This is a genomic window from Cellulosimicrobium sp. SJTW-1, from assembly GCF_047716875.1.
In the GTDB taxonomy this organism is placed as follows: Bacteria; Actinomycetota; Actinomycetes; order Actinomycetales; family Cellulomonadaceae; genus Cellulosimicrobium; species Cellulosimicrobium funkei.
Window position 1 is genome coordinate 1,866,666 of sequence record NZ_CP136680.1, and the last position, 21,101, is coordinate 1,887,766.

Below are 21,101 nucleotides of genomic sequence, written 5' to 3' on the forward strand. Positions count from 1 at the left end.
CCAGCTTTGTGAACCCTGTTGGGGTTCGCTTCGTATGGATTGTTCACTGCCGGGTTTGTCCTGGTGGTGGGCGTTGTTCATTTACGGAGAGTTTGATCCTGGCTCAGGACGAACGCTGGCGGCGTGCTTAACACATGCAAGTCGAACGATGATGCCCAGCTTGCTGGGCGGATTAGTGGCGAACGGGTGAGTAACACGTGAGTAACCTGCCCTTGACTTCGGGATAACTCCGGGAAACCGGGGCTAATACCGGATATGAGCCGTCCTCGCATGGGGGTGGTTGGAAAGTTTTTCGGTCAGGGATGGGCTCGCGGCCTATCAGCTTGTTGGTGGGGTGATGGCCTACCAAGGCGACGACGGGTAGCCGGCCTGAGAGGGCGACCGGCCACACTGGGACTGAGACACGGCCCAGACTCCTACGGGAGGCAGCAGTGGGGAATATTGCACAATGGGCGAAAGCCTGATGCAGCGACGCCGCGTGAGGGATGAAGGCCTTCGGGTTGTAAACCTCTTTCAGCAGGGAAGAAGCGCAAGTGACGGTACCTGCAGAAGAAGCGCCGGCTAACTACGTGCCAGCAGCCGCGGTAATACGTAGGGCGCAAGCGTTGTCCGGAATTATTGGGCGTAAAGAGCTCGTAGGCGGTTTGTCGCGTCTGGTGTGAAAACTCGAGGCTCAACCTCGAGCTTGCATCGGGTACGGGCAGACTAGAGTGCGGTAGGGGAGACTGGAATTCCTGGTGTAGCGGTGGAATGCGCAGATATCAGGAGGAACACCGATGGCGAAGGCAGGTCTCTGGGCCGCAACTGACGCTGAGGAGCGAAAGCATGGGGAGCGAACAGGATTAGATACCCTGGTAGTCCATGCCGTAAACGTTGGGCACTAGGTGTGGGGCTCATTCCACGAGTTCCGTGCCGCAGCAAACGCATTAAGTGCCCCGCCTGGGGAGTACGGCCGCAAGGCTAAAACTCAAAGGAATTGACGGGGGCCCGCACAAGCGGCGGAGCATGCGGATTAATTCGATGCAACGCGAAGAACCTTACCAAGGCTTGACATGCACGAGAAGCCACCAGAGATGGTGGTCTCTTTGGACACTCGTGCACAGGTGGTGCATGGTTGTCGTCAGCTCGTGTCGTGAGATGTTGGGTTAAGTCCCGCAACGAGCGCAACCCTCGTCCCATGTTGCCAGCGGGTTATGCCGGGGACTCATGGGAGACTGCCGGGGTCAACTCGGAGGAAGGTGGGGATGACGTCAAATCATCATGCCCCTTATGTCTTGGGCTTCACGCATGCTACAATGGCCGGTACAAAGGGCTGCGATACCGTAAGGTGGAGCGAATCCCAAAAAGCCGGTCTCAGTTCGGATTGGGGTCTGCAACTCGACCCCATGAAGTCGGAGTCGCTAGTAATCGCAGATCAGCAACGCTGCGGTGAATACGTTCCCGGGCCTTGTACACACCGCCCGTCAAGTCACGAAAGTCGGTAACACCCGAAGCCCATGGCCCAACCGTTCGCGGGGGGAGTGGTCGAAGGTGGGACTGGCGATTGGGACTAAGTCGTAACAAGGTAGCCGTACCGGAAGGTGCGGCTGGATCACCTCCTTTCTAAGGAGCTACCAACCCTCGCCTTGCCGGTGTTCGCCGGTGGGTGGGTGGTTCAGGTGCCACGCCATCGCCGTCCGTGTGGTGGGTGGTTGCTCATGGGTGGAACATTGACGAAAGAGCTTCTTCGGTCTTGCTGGTGTCAGTACCTGCCGGCTCGCACGATCCTCTCGGGGTTCGTGCGGGTGGTGGTGGAACATCACGGGTGAGACTGGGGGGCTTGTCGAGCACACTGTTGGGTCCTCAGGTCACCGGCCACCGGTTGGTGGGGTGCCTGGTACGGGCCGGTCCTTGGACCACGAACCGCTTCGTCTGCGCTCTTGTATGAGGGTGTGGGTGGGGTAGGCGGGTCTGGTGGGGTCGGGGTCGTTGGTTGTTTGAGAACTGCACAGTGGACGCGAGCATCTTTGTAAAGATCAAGACGCACCCTTTGGGGTGTGGTTCTTGGTTCTCTGCAGTTTTGTTGTTTTTGTTGAAGTTTTTAAGGGCACAGGGTGGATGCCTTGGCACTAGGAGCCGAAGAAGGACGTGGTAGCCTGCGATAAGCCTCGGGGAGCTGGCAAACGAGCTGTGATCCGAGGGTTTCCGAATGGGGGAACCCCGCACGAGTCATGTCGTGTGACCCGCACCTGAATATATAGGGTGTGTGGAGGGAACGTCGGGAAGTGAAACATCTCAGTACCGACAGGAAGAGATATTCCGTGAGTAGTGGCGAGCGAAAGCGGATGAGGCCAAACCGGGCGCGTGTTCAAGCTGTCAGGCGTTGCGTGTTCGGGGTTGTGGGACCCTTCTGGTGGATCTGACAGTCCACCGGGGAGTAAGAAAGCCGTGTCATAGTCGAACCGCATTGAAAGGCGGACCACAGACGGTGCGAGTCCGGTAGACGAAATGGTGCGGCCTCCCGAAGGGGATCCCAAGTAGCACGGGGCCCGAGAAATCTCGTGTGAATCTGGCAAGACCACTTGCTAAGCCTAAATACTACCTAGTGACCGATAGCGGACCAGTACCGTGAGGGAAAGGTGAAAAGTACCCCGGGAGGGGAGTGAAATAGTACCTGAAACCGTGTGCCTACAATCCGTTGGAGCCTCCTTGGCTGGGGTGACAGCGTGCCTTTTGAAGAATGAGCCTGCGAGTTAGTGCTCAGTGGCGAGGTTAACCCGTGTGGGGAAGCCGTAGCGAAAGCGAGTCCGAACAGGGCGCCCATAGTCGCTGGGTCTAGACCCGAAGCGAAGTGATCTAGCCATGGGCAGGTTGAAGCGCGGGTAAGACCGCGTGGAGGACCGAACCCACCAGGGTTGAAAACCTGGGGGATGACCTGTGGTTAGGGGTGAAAGGCCAATCAAACTTCGTGATAGCTGGTTCTCCCCGAAATGCATTTAGGTGCAGCGTCACGTGTTTCTTGCCGGAGGTAGAGCTACTGGATGGCCGATGGGCCCTACAAGGTTACTGACGTCAGCCAAACTCCGAATGCCGGTAAGTGAAAGCGTGGCAGTGAGACTGCGGGGGATAAGCTCCGTAGTCGAGAGGGAAACAGCCCAGACCACCGGCTAAGGCCCCTAAGCGTGTGCTAAGTGGGAAAGGATGTGGAGTTGCACAGACAACCAGGAGGTTGGCTTAGAAGCAGCCACCCTTGAAAGAGTGCGTAATAGCTCACTGGTCAAGTGATTCCGCGCCGACAATGTAGCGGGGCTCAAGTACACCGCCGAAGCCGTGGCATCTGCGCTCAACTCAGGCCTTCGTGGTCCAGAGGCGCAGGTGGGTAGGGGAGCGTCGTGTGGGCGGTGAAGCCGCGGGGGAACCCAGCGGTGGAGCCCACACGAGTGAGAATGCAGGCATGAGTAGCGAAAGACGGGTGAGAAACCCGTCCGCCGAATGACCAAGGGTTCCAGGGCCAGGTTAATCCGCCCTGGGTAAGTCGGGACCTAAGGCGAGGCCGACAGGCGTAGTCGATGGACAAGGAGTTGATATTCTCCTACCGGCGAAGAACCGCCCATACCGAGCCCGGTGATGCTGACCGCCCAAACCTGCCCATCGACCCTTCGGGGTCACCGGGCAGGGGCGCGCGGGACCCAATCCGGTAGTAGGTAAGCGTATTAACAGGGGTGACGCAGGAAGGTAGCCCGGCGTGGCGATGGTAGACCACGTCCAAGGCTGTAGGCCGTCGGGTAGGCAAATCCGCCCGACATCAAGGCTGAGAGCTGACGGTGAGCGCACAAGCGCGAACTGGGTGATCCTATGCTGCCAAGAAAAGCCTCGACGCGAGGTTCTAGCCGCCCGTACCCCAAACCGACTCAGGTGGTCAGGTAGAGAATACTAAGGCGATCGAGAGAATCGTGGTTAAGGAACTCGGCAAAATGCCCCCGTAACTTCGGGAGAAGGGGGGCCCGAAGCGTGAACACCCTCGCGGTGGGAGCGTGGACGGCCGCAGAGACCAGGGAGAAGCGACTGTTTACTAAAAACACAGGTCCGTGCGAAGTCGCAAGACGATGTATACGGACTGACGCCTGCCCGGTGCTGGAAGGTTAAGAGGACGGGTCAACCCTTCGGGGTGAAGCTCAGAATTTAAGCCCCAGTAAACGGCGGTGGTAACTATAACCATCCTAAGGTAGCGAAATTCCTTGTCGGGTAAGTTCCGACCTGCACGAATGGCGTAACGACTTCTCCGCTGTCTCAACCGCGAACTCGGCGAAATTGCACTACGAGTAAAGATGCTCGTTACGCGCAGCAGGACGGAAAGACCCCGGGACCTTTACTATAGCTTGGTATTGGTGTTCGGTGCGGCTTGTGTAGGATAGGTGGGAGACTGTGAAGCCCGTACGCCAGTGCGGGTGGAGTCAACGTTGAAATACCACTCTGGCCGCTTCGGATGTCTAACCTCGGTCCGTGATCCGGACCAGGGACAGTGCCTGGTGGGTAGTTTAACTGGGGCGGTTGCCTCCTAAAATGTAACGGAGGCGCTCAAAGGTTCCCTCAGCCTGGTTGGCAATCAGGTGTCGAGTGCAAGTGCACAAGGGAGCTTGACTGTGAGACTGACAGGTCGAGCAGGGACGAAAGTCGGAACTAGTGATCCGGCGGTGGCTTGTGGAAGCGCCGTCGCTCAACGGATAAAAGGTACCCCGGGGATAACAGGCTGATCTTGCCCAAGAGTCCATATCGACGGCATGGTTTGGCACCTCGATGTCGGCTCGTCGCATCCTGGGGCTGGAGTAGGTCCCAAGGGTTGGGCTGTTCGCCCATTAAAGCGGTACGCGAGCTGGGTTTAGAACGTCGTGAGACAGTTCGGTCCCTATCCGCTGCGCGCGCAGGAAACTTGAGAAGGGCTGTCCCTAGTACGAGAGGACCGGGACGGACGAACCTCTGGTGTGCCAGTTGTTCCGCCAGGAGCACCGCTGGTTGGCTACGTTCGGAAGGGATAACCGCTGAAAGCATCTAAGCGGGAAGCCTGCTTCAAGATGAGGTTTCCATACCCTACGGGGTGAGAGGCACCCAGCAGAACACTGGGTCGATAGGCCGGACGTGGAAGCGGGGACGAAAGACCCGTGCAGCTGACCGGTACTAATCAGCCGACAACTTCAACACCAACACACTTTGCTACGCGTCCACTGTGCGGTTCCCGAACCACCAACACCACACCCCACACGGGGTGCCCCGGTGTCGAGGAGGTTCAACAGAGTTACGGCGGTCACAGCGAAGGGGAAACGCCCGGTCCCATACCGAACCCGGAAGCTAAGCCCTTCAGCGCCGATGGTACTGCCCTGGAGACGGGGTGGGAGAGTAGGACGCCGCCGGACAACCCTTCACCGAAGGCCCACCCCACACGGGGTGGGCCTTCGGCATTTCCGCGCCCAGCACGCCGACTCGCTGGTGCCGCAGCACGCCGTGCAGAGCGCGTGCGAGAGCCGCCGACCGGACCGGACGCCACCGCGCATCCGCTGCCCTGAGGGACGCCGGGTTGCCGCATCGTCAGCGGGTCGCCGGTGGCACGGCAGGAGCCTCGTCGTCCCGTCGTGGGAGGATGGCCTGCGCAAACTTCAGAACGAGAGGGAACCCCGGTGAACGACACCCCCCGTGAGCCCGAGCCGGATCGTCCGTCCGCGGGCGACGACCGCGGCGGTCGCCGCGACCGTGACGGCCGGCAGGATCCTCCCCGTGAGGGACGTGGCCGGCAGGGCGACCGCCGTGGCGGGCCCGCCCGGGGAGCGGGCCGAGGCGCCGGGGACCAGCGGGGCCGGGGCGAGGGCGGATACCGCGGTCGGCGCGACGACGACCGTGGCCGCCCGGGCGGTGACCGGCCCGCGCGGGACGGGGCGAGCCGCGGTACCGGCGGACGCCCGGACCGCGACCGTCGCGACGGGCCTCGCGGCACCGGTGACGCCCGGAGCGGCGACCGCTCCGAGCGTCGGGGTGCCTGGGGCGAGCGTGGCGACGCGTCGCGTGGTCCCCGGCGGGAGTACGGCGCAGGCCGTGACGACCGCTCTCGTCCTCGCGACGGTGACAGCGGGTCGCGCCCGTGGCGTGACGGTGCGGACCGTCCGGCACGGGGTGGCGACGAGGGTCGGGGTCGCTTCGACCGCGACTCCGCGGGCGGGCGCCGGGGACCGGGGGGACCGCGCGACGATCGCCGCGGCGGTGACCGTCCCGGCGGTGAGCGCCGGGGTCACGCCCCGCGCGCCGGGGCGGGTCGCGACCGCGAGGGCTTCGACCGCCGTCCCGAGCCCCGGCACCCTGCCGGCCCGGACCTGCCCGAGGACGTGCAGATCTCCCAGCTCGACCGCGCGGCGCGCGGCAGGCTCCGGACGCTGAGCAAGGACACCGCGGAGGTCGTCGGGCGTCACCTCGTCATGGCGGGCCGCCTCATCGACACCGACCCGGAGCTCGCGTACGAGCACGCGCAGGCCGCGGTGCGTCGTGCGGGTCGCGTCGACGTGGCGCGCGAGGCCGCGGGCCTGACCGCCTACCGGACCGGACGGTACGCCGAAGCGCTGCGTGAGCTGCGCACGGTGCGCCGTCTCAACGGGTCCTCGGAGCACCTGCCGATCATGGCCGACTGCGAGCGCGGCCTGGGGCGGCCGGAGCGCGCGCTCGCCCTCGCGTCGTCGGACGAGGCCGCGACCTTGGACGACGTCGGCCGGACCGAGCTGGCGATCGTCGTGAGCGGCGCGCGCGTCGATCTCGGCGAGCTCGACGCCGCGCTCGCGGCGCTCGACAACGTGCCGCCGGTCGGCCGCGGCGGCGAGCTCGGCGCCCGCGTGCTCCAGGCGCGCGCGTCCGTCCTGGAGCTCGCCGGCCGCACGGAGGAGGCCGCCGAGATCCTCGCCGGCATCGACGCGCGCCTGCTGGCGGCCGCGCTCGGCGAGGAGGACGAGGACGTCGTCGTCTACGACCTGAGCGAGGAGCTCGAGGAGGCGGACGAGGACGCGGACGGCTCGGAAGAGCCCGACGCCGCGACCGACGAGCGCGGCGGCGCGCCCGAGGCGGTCGAGCCTGGGTCGGCGTCGTCCGGCTCGGACGTGCGCGAGACGGACGGGGACGACCGGTGAGCGCGGGCCTGCTCGCGAGCGACGTCGCGCTCGCAGACCGCTACGACCTCGCGCTCGTCGACCTCGACGGGGTCGCGTACCGCGGGCACGAGCCGATCGAGCACGCGTCCGAGGGCCTCACGGCCGCGCGGGGGCGCGGGATGCGGCTCGTCTTCGTGACGAACAACGCGTCCCGCGAGCCCGAGTCGGTCGCGGAGCAGCTCACCGGTCTCGACATCCCGACGACGCCGGACGAGGTGATGACCGCGGCGCAGGCCGCCGCGGCCCTCCTGCGGACCCGGCTCGAGCCGGGTGCGCGCGTCCTCGTCGTCGGTGGCGCGGGTCTGCTGACGGCGGTGCGCGAGGCGGGCTTCGTCGTCGTGGCGAGCGCGGACGACGAGCCGGACGCCGTCGCGCAGGGGTTCGCGCCCGAGCTCGGCTGGACCCAGCTCGCCGAGGCCGCCTACGCCGTCCAGCGCGGTGCCTGGCACGTGGCGAGCAACCTCGACCTGTCCCTCCCGACGGCCCGCGGGTTCGCACCGGGCAACGGGTCGCTCGTCGGGGCGGTGCGGGCCGCCACGGGCGTGACGCCCGACAGCGCCGGCAAGCCGTCGCCCACGATGTACGGCCTCGCGATCGACCGGGCGGGCGCGCGGGCGCCGCTGGTCGTCGGCGACCGCCTGGACACCGACCTCGCCGGAGCGCGTGCCGGGGGCTACCCCGGTCTGCACGTGCTCACGGGCGTGAGCACCGCGCGGGACGCGATCCTCGCGGAGCCCGGGCTGCGGCCGCACTACCTGGGCGCGGACCTGCGCAGCCTCCTGGAGCCGCACCCCGCGCCCGAGCGCGGCGCCGAGGGCTGGTGGACGTGCGGTGACACCGCGGCGCGCGTCGACGACGGCGTGCTCCGGCTGGACGTGCGTGGCGCGGCGACGATCGACACGGTGCGAGCCGCGGCGTCGGCCGCCTGGGCGGCGGTCGACGACGGGCTGCCCGTCGACCCGGCGGGCGTCCCCGACCTCCCGGTGGGGACGCACTGACGGCACGCGGGGCGGATCACCGCGGCGGCGCACGGCGCGCGGCGTGCTTCCGGCACCGCGCGCCCTCGTCCGTGGGACGCTACCGGTAGCGTGGTCCGCGGTCCCGGGGCGACGCTCCGGGTGACGCGCGACCAGACAGGAGGCAGGACATGACGGACGGTCCGCAGCGACCCGTGCCCGGTCCGCCCCCTGGCCGTGCGGCCGACGCGCGCGTCGGCGACGCCGAGGTGTCGCTCGAACCGGTCCTCGCTCGGCTCGCCGAGCTGGACGGCCTCGCGACGGCTGACCACGTGGGGGTGCTGGAGGCCGTGCACGACGCGCTGGTCGCCGAGCTGGCCCGCGCGGAGGACTGAGCGTGGGGGAGCGGGACGGCGCCCGGCTGGACGGCGAGCTCGTCCGGCGCGGGCTCGCACGGTCACGGCGGCACGCGGCCGAGCTCGTCGCGGCGGGCCGGGTGACGCGCGCCGGGACGGTGCTGACCAAGCCGTCGACCGCCGTCGGCCCCGAGGACCTCGTGGAGGTGACGCCCGACCCGCACGACCCGGGCTATGCGTCCCGGGCCGCGTTCAAGCTCGCGGGCGTGCTCGACGCGCTGGACGCGGCCGGTCGTGCAGGCTCGGCGGAGGCCGGGGGGCTGCCCCGTGCCCCGGTCGTCGACGGTGCGCGATGCCTCGACCTCGGCGCGTCCACGGGTGGTTTCACCGACGTGCTGCTGCGGCGCGGCGCGCGCGAGGTCGTCGCGGTCGACGTGGGCCACGACCAGCTGGTGCCCGCGCTGCGGGCCGACCCGCGCGTCGTCGTGCACGAGGGGCTCAACGTGCGCGACCTGTCGCCCGAGCACGTGGGCGTCGTGCCCGACGTCGTGGTCGGCGACCTCTCGTTCATCTCGCTGGCGATGGTCCTGCCCGCCGTGGCCGGCGTCGTCGGGCCCGGGACGGACCTCCTGCTGCTGGTGAAGCCCCAGTTCGAGGTCGGCCGCGAGCGGCTCGGCAGCGGCGGGGTCGTCCGCGACCCCGCGCTGCACGTCGAGGTCGTCGCCGCGGTCGCGCGGCACGCCGCGCTGGTCGGCCTGCGGCCGCTCGCCGTCGTGCCGAGCCCGCTCCCCGGTCCGAGCGGCAACCGCGAGTACTTCTGGTGGCTGCGCGCGGGCGACCCGGGCCGGGCCGACGGCGCGGCGTTCGAGGACGAGGCGCTCGAGGCCGCCGCGGCGCAGGCCGTCGCGTGGCAGCCGGGGCCCGACGGCGGCCCGCCCCCGGTCGTCGCGGTCGCCCGCGCCGCGGCTGCGTCCGCCGAGCTGTCCGTCGAACCGCCCGCCGAACCGCCCGCCGAGACGTCCGCCCGACCTTCCGCCGGGGCCGTCCCGCCATCGGCACCGCACGCCGCACCGGGTGCGACCGAGACCACCGACCGACCCCTGACCGGAGGAGCAGCGTGACGCGACGCGTCCTGATCGTCACCCACGGCGGCCGCCCCGAGGCGGTCGTCGCGCTGCACGAGGCGGTGAGCGAGCTCGAGCGCGCCGGGTTCGAGGTGACGCTGCACGACGACGACCTCGCGGAGTCGTTCGGCGACCACATGGCGCGCACGCGGGCGCGCGAGGGCGTCGCGGAGTCCGAGGTCGTCATCGTGCTCGGCGGTGACGGCACGATCCTGCGGGCCGCGGAGCTCACCCACGGCACGGGCGTGCCGCTGCTGGGCGTGAACCTGGGCCACGTCGGGTTCCTGGCGGAGAGCGAGCGCGAGGACCTGCGCGCGGCGGTCGGCCGCCTCGCGGCGTTCGACTACACGGTCGAGGAGCGCACGATCGTCGAGGTCCGTGCCTACCTGCCGGGAGAGCCGGAGCCGCTCGTCGGCTGGGCCCTCAACGAGGCGACGGTGGAGAAGGCGCAGCGCGAGCGCATGATCGAGGTCGTGCTCGGCGTCGACGGCCGCCCGCTCTCGTCGTTCGGGTGCGACGGCGTCATCACGGCCACCGCGACGGGGTCGACGGCGCACGCCTTCTCGGCCGGCGGACCCGTGATGTGGCCCGAGGTCGACGCGGTGCTCGTCGTGCCGCTCGCGGCGCACGCGCTGTTCGCGCGCCCGCTCGTCGTCGGTCCTCGCTCGACGATCACGGTCGACGTGCTGCCGGACTCGGCGTCATCGGGCGTCCTCACGTGCGACGGCCGCCGCCGCATCGACCTGCCGAACGGCTCGCGCGTCGAGGTGCGGCGCTCGGACACGCCGCTGCGTCTCGCGCGCCTGAGCACGGCGCCGTTCACGGACCGGCTGGTGTCGAAGTTCTCGCTGCCGGTGGTCGGGTGGCGCGAGCGCGCGGCGAGCGTCGCCGCGACGGCGGGCACCACCGCGGAGCGCGCCGCCGCCGCTCCGGGCGGCGCGGGCGAGACGGCCAGGCTCCCGGGCGACGGGGGCACCACGGACGAGGAGGAGTGAGCGTGCTCGAGGAGATCGCGATCGAGAACCTCGGGGTCATCCGGTCGGCGCGCGTCCCGGTCGGCGCCGGGCTGACGGTGATCACGGGCGAGACGGGTGCCGGCAAGACGATGGTCCTCACCGGCCTCGGCCTGCTCATGGGCGGCAAGGCGGACCCGGCGACGGTGCGACCGGGCGCGGCGAGCGCCGTCGTGGAGGGCCGGGTGCGCGTCGCGGACCGCCCGGCGGTCGCGCAGCGCGTCGACGACGCGGGCGGGCAGGTCGACGACGACGGCTCGGTCGTCATCCTGCGCACGGTCGCCGCGGAGGGCCGCTCGCGCGCGCACCTCGGCGGGCGCAGCGTCCCGCAAGGCGTCCTCGCCGAGATCGCCGACGACCTCGTCACGGTGCACGGCCAGTCGGACCAGCTCCGGCTGCGGACCGCGAGCCGACAGCGCACGGCGCTCGACGCGTTCGCCGGGCCGCAGCACGCCGAGCTCCTCGGGCAGTACCGCGAGGCGTGGGCCGAGCGGTCGGCGCTGCAGGCGCAGATCGACGACATCGAGACGCGCGCGGGCGAGCGCGCCCGCGAGGCGGAGCTGCTGCGCCTCGGGCTCGCCGAGGTCGAGCGGGTCGCGCCCCAGCCGGGCGAGGACGTCGAGCTCACCGCGCTCGTCGCGCGGCTCGGGAACGTCGAGGAGCTCCGGGTCGCCGCGCAGCTCGCGCACGACGCCGTCGCGGGGGACGAGGCCGCGGAGCCGCAGGAGAACGCCGTCGTGTCGGTCGACCGCGCGCGCCGCGCGCTCGAGTCGGTGGCCGGGACGGACCCCGCGCTCGCCCGCCTCGCCGAGCGGCTCGCCGAGGTGGGGTACGTGCTGGCCGACGTGGCCACGGAGATCTCGGGCTACGTCGAGGACCTGGCGGCGGACCCGGCGGGTCTCGAGTCGGCGCACGCGCGCCTCGCCGAGCTGGGGACGCTCACGCGCAGCTACGGGGAGACGGTCGACGACGTCCTCGCCTGGGCGAGCGACGCGGGGCTGCGGCTCCTGGACCTGGACGACGGCGGGGAGCGGCTCCAGGCCGCGACGGCGCGCCGCGACGAGCTCGACGCGGAGCTGGACCGGCTCGGCACGGCGATCACGGCCTCGCGCGAGCGGGCCGCCGCCGAGCTCGCCGCGGCCGTGACCGACGAGCTGCGCGGGCTCGCGATGGGCGGGGCGAGCCTCGTCGTGGACGTCGAGCGGGCAGAGGAGCCCGGCCCGTGGGGCGTCGACGCGGTGACGTTCTCGCTCGTCGCGCACGCGGGCGCTCCCGCCCGCCCGCTGGGCAAGGGGGCGTCGGGCGGCGAGCTGTCGCGCGTCATGCTCGCGATCGAGGTCGCGCTCGCGACGGCCGCCGTCGACGGCACCGGCCAGGTGCTGCCCACGTTCGTGTTCGACGAGGTCGACGCCGGGGTCGGGGGCAAGGCGGCCGTGGAGGTGGGGCGCCGGCTCGCGTCGCTCGCGCGGCGCACCCAGGTCGTCGTCGTCACCCACCTCGCGCAGGTCGCGGCGTTCGCGGACGTGCAGCTCGTCGTCACGAAGGCGTCGGGCGAGGGCGACCCGTCGACCGCGGTCACGGTCACCGGTGTGCGCGAGGTCACGGGGGAGGAGCGCGTCCGCGAGCTCGCGCGGATGCTCTCGGGCCAGGAGGACTCCGACGCGGCCCGCCGCCACGCGGTGGAGCTTCTGGAGTCGTCGGTCGTGGGACGATAGGGCACGATGAGACTCACTCTGCGCAAAGCCTCCCTGCCGGAGGCCGGGTCCGGCACGCTCGGCCCGGCCAAGGTCGACGCGCGCACGAAGGCGCTCACGAAGCGGCTCAACCCGGGCGACGTCGCGGTGATCGACCACGTCGACATCGACCGGGTCGCCGCCGACGCGCTCGTCGCCGCGAAGCCGTCCGCCGTGCTCAACGCGGCCAAGTCGGTCTCGGGCCGTTACCCGAACCTCGGCCCCGACGTCCTCGTCGAGGCCGGCATCGTGCTCGTCGACGACCTCGGCCCCGCGATCATGGCGATCCCCGAGGGCCGCGTGGTGCGGCTCGACGGCGGCAAGGTCTACCTGGGCGACGACCTCGTCGCCGAGGGCGTGCTGCAGAGCGAGGAGACGGTCGCGCGCAGCCTCGAGGAGGCGCGCGCCAACCTCTCGGTCGAGATCGAGTCGTTCGCCGAGAACACGATGAACTACCTGCGCCGCGAGCGGGACCTCCTGCTCGACGGCGTCGGCGTCCCGGACATCCGCACGTCCATCGAGGGGCGTCAGGTCCTCATCGTCGTGCGCGGCTACCACTACCGCGAGGACCTCGCGACGCTGCGCCCCTACATCACCGAGTACCGCCCGGTGCTCATCGGCGTGGACGGCGGCGCGGACGCGATCCTCGACGCGGGGTGGAAGCCCGACATGATCGTCGGCGACATGGACTCGGTCTCCGACCGCGCGCTGAGCAGCGGCGCGGAGATCGTCGTGCACGCCTACCGCGACGGCAAGGCGCCCGGCCTCGAGCGCGTGCAGGAGCTCGGCGTCGAGCCCGTCGTCTTCCCGGCGACCGGCACGAGCGAGGACATCGCGATGCTCCTCGCCGACGACAAGGGCGCCGAGGTGATCGTGGCCGTCGGCACGCACGCGACGCTCGTCGAGTTCCTCGACAAGGGACGTGCGGGCATGGCGAGCACGTTCCTCACCCGGCTCCGGGTCGGCGGCAAGCTCGTCGACGCCAAGGGCGTCTCGCGCCTGTACCGGCACCGGATCTCCAACCTCCAGCTCTGGCTCCTGTCGATCGCCGGGCTCCTCGCCGTCGTCGCGGCGCTGTGGTCGACGGCGGCGGGCCAGACGTTCTTCGGGATCGTGGGCGCCCGGTTCGACGACCTCTGGTCGTGGATCGGGACGCTCTTCTCGGGCGGCGGCTGATCCCGCCGGGCCGTCGTGGTCGACGGCCCGCGCACGTGCCTGCGGCCCGTGCCCTCCGGCGGCCAGCGCCGACCCTGACCCTTGCCAGCACGCAGCAGCTCGAACCGAAGGACACCACCGCACAGTGATCGACTTCAGGTACCACATCGTCTCGTTGATCTCGGTCTTCCTGGCGCTCGCCGTAGGGATCATCCTCGGCGCGGGCCCGCTCCAGGGCGCGATCGGCGACCAGCTCACCGGGCAGGTGGAGCAGCTGCGCACCGAGCGCAACGAGCTGCGCGACCAGCTCGACCAGGCGAACGTGACGCTCGGCGACGACGCACGGTACATCGAGGCCGCGGGCCCGCAGCTCGTCGCGGGCTCCCTCCAGGACCGTCGCGTGGCCGTCGTCGACCTGGACGGGGCGGACGACGAGCGCGACGACGCGGTGACCGCGCAGCTCGAGACGGCGGGTGCGTCCGTCGTCGGGCACGTGCGCCTCACGGACTCGTGGACGAGCCAGGACGAGGAGAGCGCGCGGCAGACGGTGGCCGAGGGTCTCGGCGACAAGCTGGGCGACGTCCCGCAGGACGCGACCCCCGAGCAGCGGCTGTCGCGCGCGCTCGCGCTGTCGCTCACGGGGGCGGCGCCGTCGAGCACGGAGGAGCGCAGCCCCGAGGCGCTCGAGCTCGAGGCGCTGCTCGAGCGCTTCGCGCTCGTCGACGTGGTCTCCGAGCAGACGCTGCCCGCGGACGTGGTCCTGCTGCTCGGGGGCTCCGCGCCCTCGCCGGCCACCCCCGCCGCGGAGGGTGAGGAGCCGCCCGCACCCGACACCTACGCGGTCGACATCGAGGTCCAGGTGGCCGTCGCCGCGCAGGAGGTCGCCGGAGCCGCGCTGGTCGCCGGCCCGACGGCGGTCTCGGGCGACGTCGTCTCGACGATCCGCGCGAACGAGGACCTTTCCTCGACCGTCTCGACCGTCAGCGGCATCGAGGCCGAGCCGGGCCGGATCAACGTCCCGCTCGCGCTCGCCGCGCGGCTCGCGGACCAGGTGGGGCAGTTCGGGTTCGAGGAGAGCGCGACGGCCGTCCTCCCGCCCGCGGTCGAGCTCCCGCCGGTGACGCGCACGACGGCGTCCCCCGCCGGCGCGCAGGACGCCGCGGCGGGCGACACCACGGGCGAACCGGCCGGTGACGGGGCCGACGTCGAGCAGGCCGGCGACGGCGCGGGGGAGGGCTGACGTGGGGCGCGCGCTGCGCACGCTCGCGGCCGCCGGCGTCGCCGCGACGGTGACGGCCGCGGCACGCCGCACGGCCGGGTCGCGTGCGCCCGGGGGCGCGGAGCGATGGACCCGGACCAACCACCGGGGCGAGCCGATCAGCCTGCTCGAGGGTCCGGCCGTGGCCGCCGGCCTCGTCGCCGGCACGCTCGCGGCGGGAGGCGACGCCCGCACGCGCGCGGCGGTCGCCCTCGCGACGGCGAGCGCGGGCACGTTCGGCCTCGTCGACGACCTCGCGGAGGACACGACGAGCCGCACCAAGGGTCTGCGCGGCCACCTCGGCGCGCTCGCGCAGGGTCGGGTCACGACGGGTGCGCTGAAGATCCTCGGGATCAGCGGCGTCTCGCTCGTCGCGGCGGCGATCGGCACGCGACGCACGGGCGGTGCCTTCGGGCACCTCGTGGACGTGGGCGTGAACGGCGCGCTCATGGCCGGCACCGCGAACCTGCTCAACCTCCTCGACCTGCGGCCGGGGCGCGCCCTCAAGGCCGCCGGCGCGGCGTCGCTCCCGTACCTCGGCACCGCCGCCGCGCCGACGACGGGGGCCGTCCTGGGTGCCGCCGTCGCCGCGGCCCCGGGGGACCTCGGCGAGCGCGACATGCTCGGCGACTGCGGCGCGAACGCGCTCGGTGCCGCGCTGGGCTCCCAGGTCGCGTTCACCGCGCCTCGCCCGGTGCGCTGGCTCGCTCTGGCGGGCGTCGTGGGGCTCACCCTCGCGAGCGAGAAGGTGAGCTTCTCGAAGGTCATCGAGGGCAACGACGCGCTGCGGCGCGTGGACGCGTGGGGCCGGCGCCCGGCGTGAGCGCGGGGGCGGGGCGGCTGCGCGCCGCCACGGGCACCCTGGCGGGCGCCGCCGCGATGATCACGCTCGTGACGATCGCGAGCCGCCTCGTCGGGTTCGCACGGTCGCTCGTGCAGTCCTTCGCCGTCGGCACCGAGGGCGTCGGGTCGGCGTTCACGGCGGCGAACCTCCTGCCGAACGTGCTGTTCGAGGTCGCCGCGGGCGGTGCGCTCGCCGGTTCGGTGGTCCCGCTCCTCGCCGGGCCCATCGCCCGGCGCGCGGGCACCGAGGTCTCGCGCATCGCCTCGGCGCTGCTCGGGTGGACGCTCGTCGTGCTCGTCCCGCTCGGGGCGCTGCTCGCGCTCCTCGCGGAGCCGATCGCGTCCCTCCTCATGCTGCCGAAGCATCCCGAGCTCGTCGACGTCACGGCGACCTTCGTGCGTGTGTTCGCCCTCCAGGTGCCGCTCTACGGGCTCGCGGTCGTGCTCGGGAGCATCCTCCAGGCGCACAAGCGGTTCTTCTGGCAGGCGTTCTCGCCGCTCCTGTCGAGCCTCGCGGTCATCGTCGTCTTCCTCGTGTTCGCGGGTCTGGCGGGGGGCGACCAGAAGGACGTCGCCGCGTTGTCGGGCCAGGCCATCGCGTGGCTCGGCTGGGGCACGACGGCGGGTGTCGCCGTCCTCGCGCTGCCCCTCGTGCTCCCCGTGCACCGGCTGGGCGTCCGCCTGCGGCCCACGCTGCGCTTCCCGGGCGGCGAGGCGGTCCGGGCGCGCAACCTCGCGTTCGCGGGCGTGGGGGCGCTCGTCGCGCAGCAGCTCTCGGTGCTCGCGATCATGGGCGCCGCCTACCGGTTCGGACCGGAGCAGACCTTCCCAACGTACTGGTACGCCCAGCAGGTCTACCTGCTCCCGTACGCGGTGCTGGCGTTCCCGCTCGCGACGAGCACGTTCCCGCGCCTCGCGGAGCACGTCGCGCACGCCCGGCACGACGCCTACCGGCGCCTGCTCGCGACCACGACGCGCACGCTGCTCGTCGTGGCGGGGCTCGGCGTCGCGGCCCTGATCGCCGCGTCGGCGGCCGTCGAGGCGGTCTTCGCCCGCATCGCGACGGGCTCGGTCGACGGGCTCGGTGGAGCGGTCGCCGCGATGGCGGTGGGCATCGTCGGGTTCTCGCTGATCCTGCACCTGTCGCGCGCGCTGTACACGATCGACCGCCAGCGGATCGCGGTCGTCGTGACCGCCGCGGGCTGGCTCGTCGTCGCGGCGGCCGCCTACGTGCTCCCCGCCCTCACGGGCGCCCGCGACCAGGCCGGGGTGCTCCTGCAGCTCGGCCTCGCGACCGCGGTCGGGATGTCGGTCGCGGGCGCGGGGCTGCTCCTCGCGACGCGGCGCCACGCCGGCCCGGACGCGACGCGCGGCGTCCCGCGCACGCTCGTCGTCGTCGCGGTCGGCGTGGCGCTGGGCGCGCTCGCGGGCTCGGCGCTGTCGAGCGTCCTGCTGCCCGACGACGCGGGCTGGCTGCCCGCCGTCGGCGTCGGCGCCCTCGCGGCCCTGGTCGCGGGCGTGGTCGTGGTCGGCGTCTCGCTCGTCGGCGACCGCGCGGCCCTCCTGGGCGTCCTGCGGCGCGGGACGCCGAGCACCGGCGACCCGGCCGCTCCCGGGGCGGGCGACGCCGTCGGGCCCACGACGGACGCGCCTGCGGGGGACGAACCCACGACGGAGGTACCCGGCGACACGTCGCCGAGGTGACGCGCCCGTGACGCGCGCCCGGACGCGCGCCGGGTCGCGCGTCGAGGCGAGGGGAACCTCGCCGTGCCGCCCGGTGTGAGCGGACCGACCCTCGGGTCCGCGTGCCGTCGTCGGGCACGCTGTTAGGATGGAGTTCCGTGGCAGATCACCTGAACCGGCCCTCCTCCCGCCTCAACGCCTCGGGCGCTCGTACCGAGCACCGCACCGCGCACGTCTTCGTCACCGGCGGCGTCGCCTCCTCGCTCGGCAAGGGCCTCACGGCGTCCAGCCTCGGTCGTCTGCTCCGCTCGCGCGGCCTGCGCGTCACCATGCAGAAGCTCGACCCGTACCTCAACGTCGATCCCGGGACGATGAACCCGTTCCAGCACGGCGAGGTGTTCGTCACCGAGGACGGCGCCGAGACGGACCTCGACATCGGCCACTACGAGCGCTTCCTCGACGTCGACCTCGAGGCGTCGGCGAACGTCACGACCGGCCAGGTGTACTCCCAGGTCATCGCGCGCGAGCGGCGCGGCGAGTACCTGGGCGACACGGTCCAGGTCATCCCGCACATCACCGACGAGATCAAGACGCGCATGCGCGCCCAGGCCGGTGAGGACGTCGACGTCATCATCACCGAGATCGGCGGCACCGTCGGCGACATCGAGTCGCAGCCCTTCCTCGAGGCGGCCCGCCAGGTCCGCCACGAGCTGGGCCGGGACGACGTCTTCTTCCTCCACGTGTCGCTCGTGCCGTACATCGGCCCGTCGGGCGAGCTCAAGACGAAGCCCACGCAGCACTCCGTCGCGGCGCTGCGGTCCATCGGCATCCAGCCCGACGCGATCGTGCTGCGCGCGGACCGCGTGGTGCCCGAGCCGGTGAAGCGCAAGATCGCCCTCATGTGCGACGTCGACAACGAGGCCGTCGTCAACGCGATCGACGCGCCGAGCATCTACGACATCCCGCGCGTGCTGCACGCGGAGGGCCTCGACGCCTACGTCGTGCGCCGCCTAGGCCTGCCGTTCCACGACGTCGACTGGGACGGCTGGAGCCAGCTCCTCGAGCGCGTGCACCAGCCCGCCCACCGCGTCGAGGTCGCGCTCGTCGGCAAGTACATCGACCTCCCGGACGCCTACCTCTCCGTCACGGAGGCGCTGCGCGCCGGCGGTTTCGCGAACGACGCCAAGGTCACGATCCGCTGGGTCGCGTCCGACGAGTGCCAGACGCCCGAGGGCGCGGACGACGCGCTGCACGGCGTGGACGCCGTCCTCGTGCCCGGCGGGTTCGGCGTGCGGGGCATCGAGGGCAAGCTCGGCGCGCTGCGCTGGGCGCGCGAGAACAGGGTGCCGACCCTCGGCATCTGCCTCGGCCTGCAGTCGATGGTCATCGAGTACGCGCGCAACGTGCTCGGCATCGACGACGCGTCCTCGACCGAGTTCGACCCGGGCACGTCCCACCCCGTCATCGCGACCATGGAGGAGCAGCTCGCGATCGTCGGCGGCGACGGCGACCTCGGCGGCACGATGCGCCTCGGCTCCTACGAGGCTGCGCTCACCCCGGGCTCGGTCGTCGCGAAGACCTACGGCGCGGAGCGCGTCACGGAGCGCCACCGCCACCGCTACGAGGTGAACAACACCTACCGCAAGCAGCTCGAGGAGGCGGGGCTCGTCATCAGCGGGACGTCGCCCGACTCGTCGCTCGTCGAGTTCGTCGAGCTCCCCGCGGACGTCCACCCGTACTACGTGAGCACGCAGGCGCACCCGGAGTTCAAGTCGCGCCCCACGCGTTCGCACCCGCTGTTCAGCGGCCTCGTCCGCGCCGCGCTCGAGAACCAGGCGGACTGAGTGGCCGGCGAGCACCCGGTCGTGGACGCGCTCGCGCCCCGGCCGGTCGTCGAGACGACGGTCGTGCACGAGGGGCGCGTGTTCGACCTGCGGTCCGACGTCGTCGACCTCGGCGACGGCGGCCGCGTCACGCGCGAGTACCTCGACCACCCCGGTGCGGTCGCGATCGTCGCCCTCGACGCGGACGAGCGTGTCCTGCTGCTGCGCCAGTACCGCCACCCGGTGCGGCGCGAGCTGTGGGAGGTGCCCGCGGGCCTGCTCGACGTCGTGGGCGAGGACGGGCGTGTCGCCGCGGCCCGCGAGCTCGCCGAGGAGGCGGACCTTCGGGCGGCCCGGTGGGACGTGCTCGTGGACTACTTCACGACGCCCGGCGGGTCCAACGAGGCGCTGCGCGTGTTCCTGGCGCGCGACCTGTCGCCCGTGCCGGACGACGAGCGGTTCGCGCGCGAGGCCGAGGAGCTCGACATCGAGCTGCGCTGGGTCCCGCTCGACGAGGCGGTGCCCGCCGTCCTCGGGGGCGCGCTGCACAACCCGTCGGCGGTCGTCGGGATCCTCGCGGCCGCCACGTCGCGCGCGGGCGGCTGGGCCTCCCTGCGCCCTGCCGACGCGCCGTGGCCCGAGCGCCGCGGGGGCTGACGGCGACGGGGGCCGGTCCGCGGTCCGTGACGGTCCGACCGCGGGCGGCGTCGTGAGCCATGCCGCGGGCTTCTCGTCCCCGGCGTGGCCCGACGCCGGCGGCCGGCCACAGCCGCGGTCCCTTGCCGTCCCGCCCCGGGTCCGCCGAGGCGGGCGTGCTAGCGTCGAGTCGGTCGTGCACCGAGCCGAGGAGGTGAGCCCCGTGAACGCTGTGTCCGTACCGGGCGCTCCCTCGCTGCCCACGATCGCGCGACGGCCGTAGCCGTCCCGGGAGCGCTCGCCGCACCATCGCGAGAGGCGACTCCCATGAGCACCACCACACCTTCGTCTGCACCGGGCTCCTCAGCAGGCGCCGCGGTCCCCGGCCCGGCGGCAGCGTCGGTCCCGGTCCCGGTCCCGGTCCCGGTCCAGACCCCGGCCCTGACGACGGGCGAGCGCGCCCTCGTGCTCGGGGGCGGCGGGTCCACCGGCAACGCGTGGCTGATCGGCGTCGTCGCCGGTCTCGCCGACGCCGGGGTCGACGTCACGACGGCGGACCTCACCGTGGGGACGTCGGCGGGCGCCACCACCGCGGCCCAGCTCGCCGGCGCGACGCCCGCCGAGCTCTACGCCGCCGTCGTCGCCGGAGCCCCGCCGCGGCGCGCACCGGATCCCGGGCGGGACGACCGCCGCGAGCGCACGCGCCAGGCGGCGGACCAGATGGCCCGCACGGCCGCGCTCATCGCCGCGTCGCGCGACGCTGCGGACATGCGGCGCCGGCTCGGCGCCGCGGCGCTCGACCTCCCGGCGGCCTCGGACACGTCCGCGCAGGCGCGCTGGCGGGCGACGGTCGCGGCACGCCTGCCGAGCACGTCGTGGCCGCGCCGCGCGCTGCTCCTCACCGCGGTCGACGCGCGGACCGGCGCGCCGGTCGTCCTCGGCGCGCACAGCGGGGTCGGCCTGGTGGACGCGGTCGCGGCGAGCTGCGCGGGCGGGTTCGCGTACGGCGTCGGGCCGGACCGGTTCATCGACGGCGGGTACCGCCGCAACGAGAACGCCGATCTCGCGGCGGGCTGCCGCCGCGTGCTCGTGCTGTCGCCGCTGGGCGGCAGGACGCGCACGCCGCGGGAGTGGGGCATGCAGCTCGACGTGCAGGTCGCGGAGCTGCGCGCTCAGGGCAGCGCGGTCGAGACGCTCGTCCCCGACGGGTCCGCCGAGGGGCTCGTGGGACCGCGGGCGATGGACCTGACGCTGCGCCCGTCCGCCGCCCGCGCGGGCCACGCCCAGGGCGTGGAGACCGCCGACCGCGTCGCGCGCCTCTGGCGCTGAGCGCGGGCCCGGTCCGGCGCGTCGTCCGTCGA

13 protein-coding genes and 3 rRNA genes are annotated in these 21,101 nt (G+C 71.8%); all 16 read left to right on the plus strand.

Annotated elements, in window-relative coordinates; genetic code table 11:
* The first annotated feature begins 80 nt into the window (after positions 1 to 80).
* Positions 81 to 1,602 (plus strand): 16S ribosomal RNA (locus tag RSE42_RS08475).
* Positions 1,603 to 2,070: 468 nt separating this feature from the next.
* Positions 2,071 to 5,178 (plus strand): 23S ribosomal RNA (locus RSE42_RS08480).
* Positions 5,179 to 5,273: 95 nt separating this feature from the next.
* Positions 5,274 to 5,390: ribosomal RNA gene (gene rrf / locus RSE42_RS08485) — 5S ribosomal RNA — on the plus strand.
* The 16S, 23S and 5S rRNA genes sit together here, the layout of an rRNA operon.
* A gap of 960 nt (positions 5,391 to 6,350) precedes the next feature.
* Entirely contained in the window at positions 6,351 to 7,139 is a 789-nt protein-coding gene (locus RSE42_RS08490; RefSeq protein ID WP_415298600.1) for a hypothetical protein, read from the plus strand.
* On the plus strand, positions 7,136 to 8,158 hold the full coding sequence (locus RSE42_RS08495) for an HAD-IIA family hydrolase (protein WP_415298602.1): 1,023 nt from the start codon (positions 7,136 to 7,138) through the stop codon (positions 8,156 to 8,158). Before RSE42_RS08490 ends, RSE42_RS08495 begins: the two co-directional genes overlap by 4 nt.
* A gap of 149 nt (positions 8,159 to 8,307) precedes the next feature.
* The gene (locus tag RSE42_RS08500) at positions 8,308 to 8,511 is read left to right on the plus strand and encodes a hypothetical protein (protein WP_085388060.1); all 204 of its coding nucleotides are present in this window, start codon (positions 8,308 to 8,310) and stop codon (positions 8,509 to 8,511) included.
* Positions 8,512 to 8,513: 2 nt separating this feature from the next.
* Entirely contained in the window at positions 8,514 to 9,593 is a 1,080-nt protein-coding gene (locus tag RSE42_RS08505; protein WP_415298603.1) for a TlyA family RNA methyltransferase, read from the plus strand.
* The gene (locus RSE42_RS08510) at positions 9,590 to 10,591 is read left to right on the plus strand and encodes an NAD kinase (protein WP_034650767.1); all 1,002 of its coding nucleotides are present in this window, start codon (positions 9,590 to 9,592) and stop codon (positions 10,589 to 10,591) included. Before RSE42_RS08505 ends, RSE42_RS08510 begins: the two co-directional genes overlap by 4 nt.
* A 2-nt stretch (positions 10,592 to 10,593) precedes the next feature.
* Positions 10,594 to 12,324 carry a DNA repair protein RecN gene (gene recN, locus RSE42_RS08515; protein WP_043658037.1) on the plus strand — a complete coding sequence of 577 codons (1,731 nt, stop codon included), beginning with the start codon at positions 10,594 to 10,596 and terminating at the stop codon, positions 12,322 to 12,324.
* Positions 12,325 to 12,330: 6 nt separating this feature from the next.
* On the plus strand, positions 12,331 to 13,518 hold the full coding sequence (gene steA, locus RSE42_RS08520) for a putative cytokinetic ring protein SteA (RefSeq protein WP_021482582.1): 1,188 nt from the start codon (positions 12,331 to 12,333) through the stop codon (positions 13,516 to 13,518).
* A 124-nt stretch (positions 13,519 to 13,642) separates the two neighbouring features.
* Positions 13,643 to 14,737 (plus strand): copper transporter, encoded by a 1,095-nt coding sequence (locus tag RSE42_RS08525; RefSeq protein WP_085388059.1) that lies wholly within the window; start codon positions 13,643 to 13,645, stop codon positions 14,735 to 14,737.
* A gap of 1 nt (position 14,738) precedes the next feature.
* A complete protein-coding gene (locus RSE42_RS08530) occupies positions 14,739 to 15,578 on the plus strand; it encodes a hypothetical protein (protein WP_085388058.1) in 840 nt (279 codons plus the stop codon).
* On the plus strand, positions 15,557 to 17,302 hold the full coding sequence (gene murJ, locus RSE42_RS08535; RefSeq protein WP_285678891.1) for a murein biosynthesis integral membrane protein MurJ: 1,746 nt from the start codon (positions 15,557 to 15,559) through the stop codon (positions 17,300 to 17,302). Before RSE42_RS08530 ends, murJ begins: the two co-directional genes overlap by 22 nt.
* A 137-nt stretch (positions 17,303 to 17,439) precedes the next feature.
* The gene (locus tag RSE42_RS08540) at positions 17,440 to 19,125 is read left to right on the plus strand and encodes a CTP synthase (RefSeq protein WP_085388057.1); all 1,686 of its coding nucleotides are present in this window, start codon (positions 17,440 to 17,442) and stop codon (positions 19,123 to 19,125) included.
* Positions 19,126 to 19,761: an NUDIX domain-containing protein gene (locus RSE42_RS08545; protein ID WP_085388056.1), complete on the plus strand. Its 636-nt coding sequence runs from the start codon at positions 19,126 to 19,128 to the stop codon at positions 19,759 to 19,761.
* Between the two features lie 306 nt (positions 19,762 to 20,067).
* The gene (locus tag RSE42_RS08550) at positions 20,068 to 21,069 is read left to right on the plus strand and encodes a patatin-like phospholipase family protein (RefSeq protein WP_415298607.1); all 1,002 of its coding nucleotides are present in this window, start codon (positions 20,068 to 20,070) and stop codon (positions 21,067 to 21,069) included.
* The last annotated feature ends 32 nt before the right edge of the window (positions 21,070 to 21,101 follow it).

Bases quoted from the DNA above. Each gene is read 5' to 3' on its own strand.
- RSE42_RS08500 (WP_085388060.1), top strand. From the start codon at position 8,308: ATGACGGACGGTCCGCAGCGACCCGTGCCCGGTCCGCCCCCTGGCCGT.
- steA (WP_021482582.1), top strand. From the start codon at position 12,331: ATGAGACTCACTCTGCGCAAAGCCTCCCTGCCGGAGGCCGGGTCCGGC.
- RSE42_RS08550 (WP_415298607.1), top strand. From the start codon at position 20,068: ATGAGCACCACCACACCTTCGTCTGCACCGGGCTCCTCAGCAGGCGCC.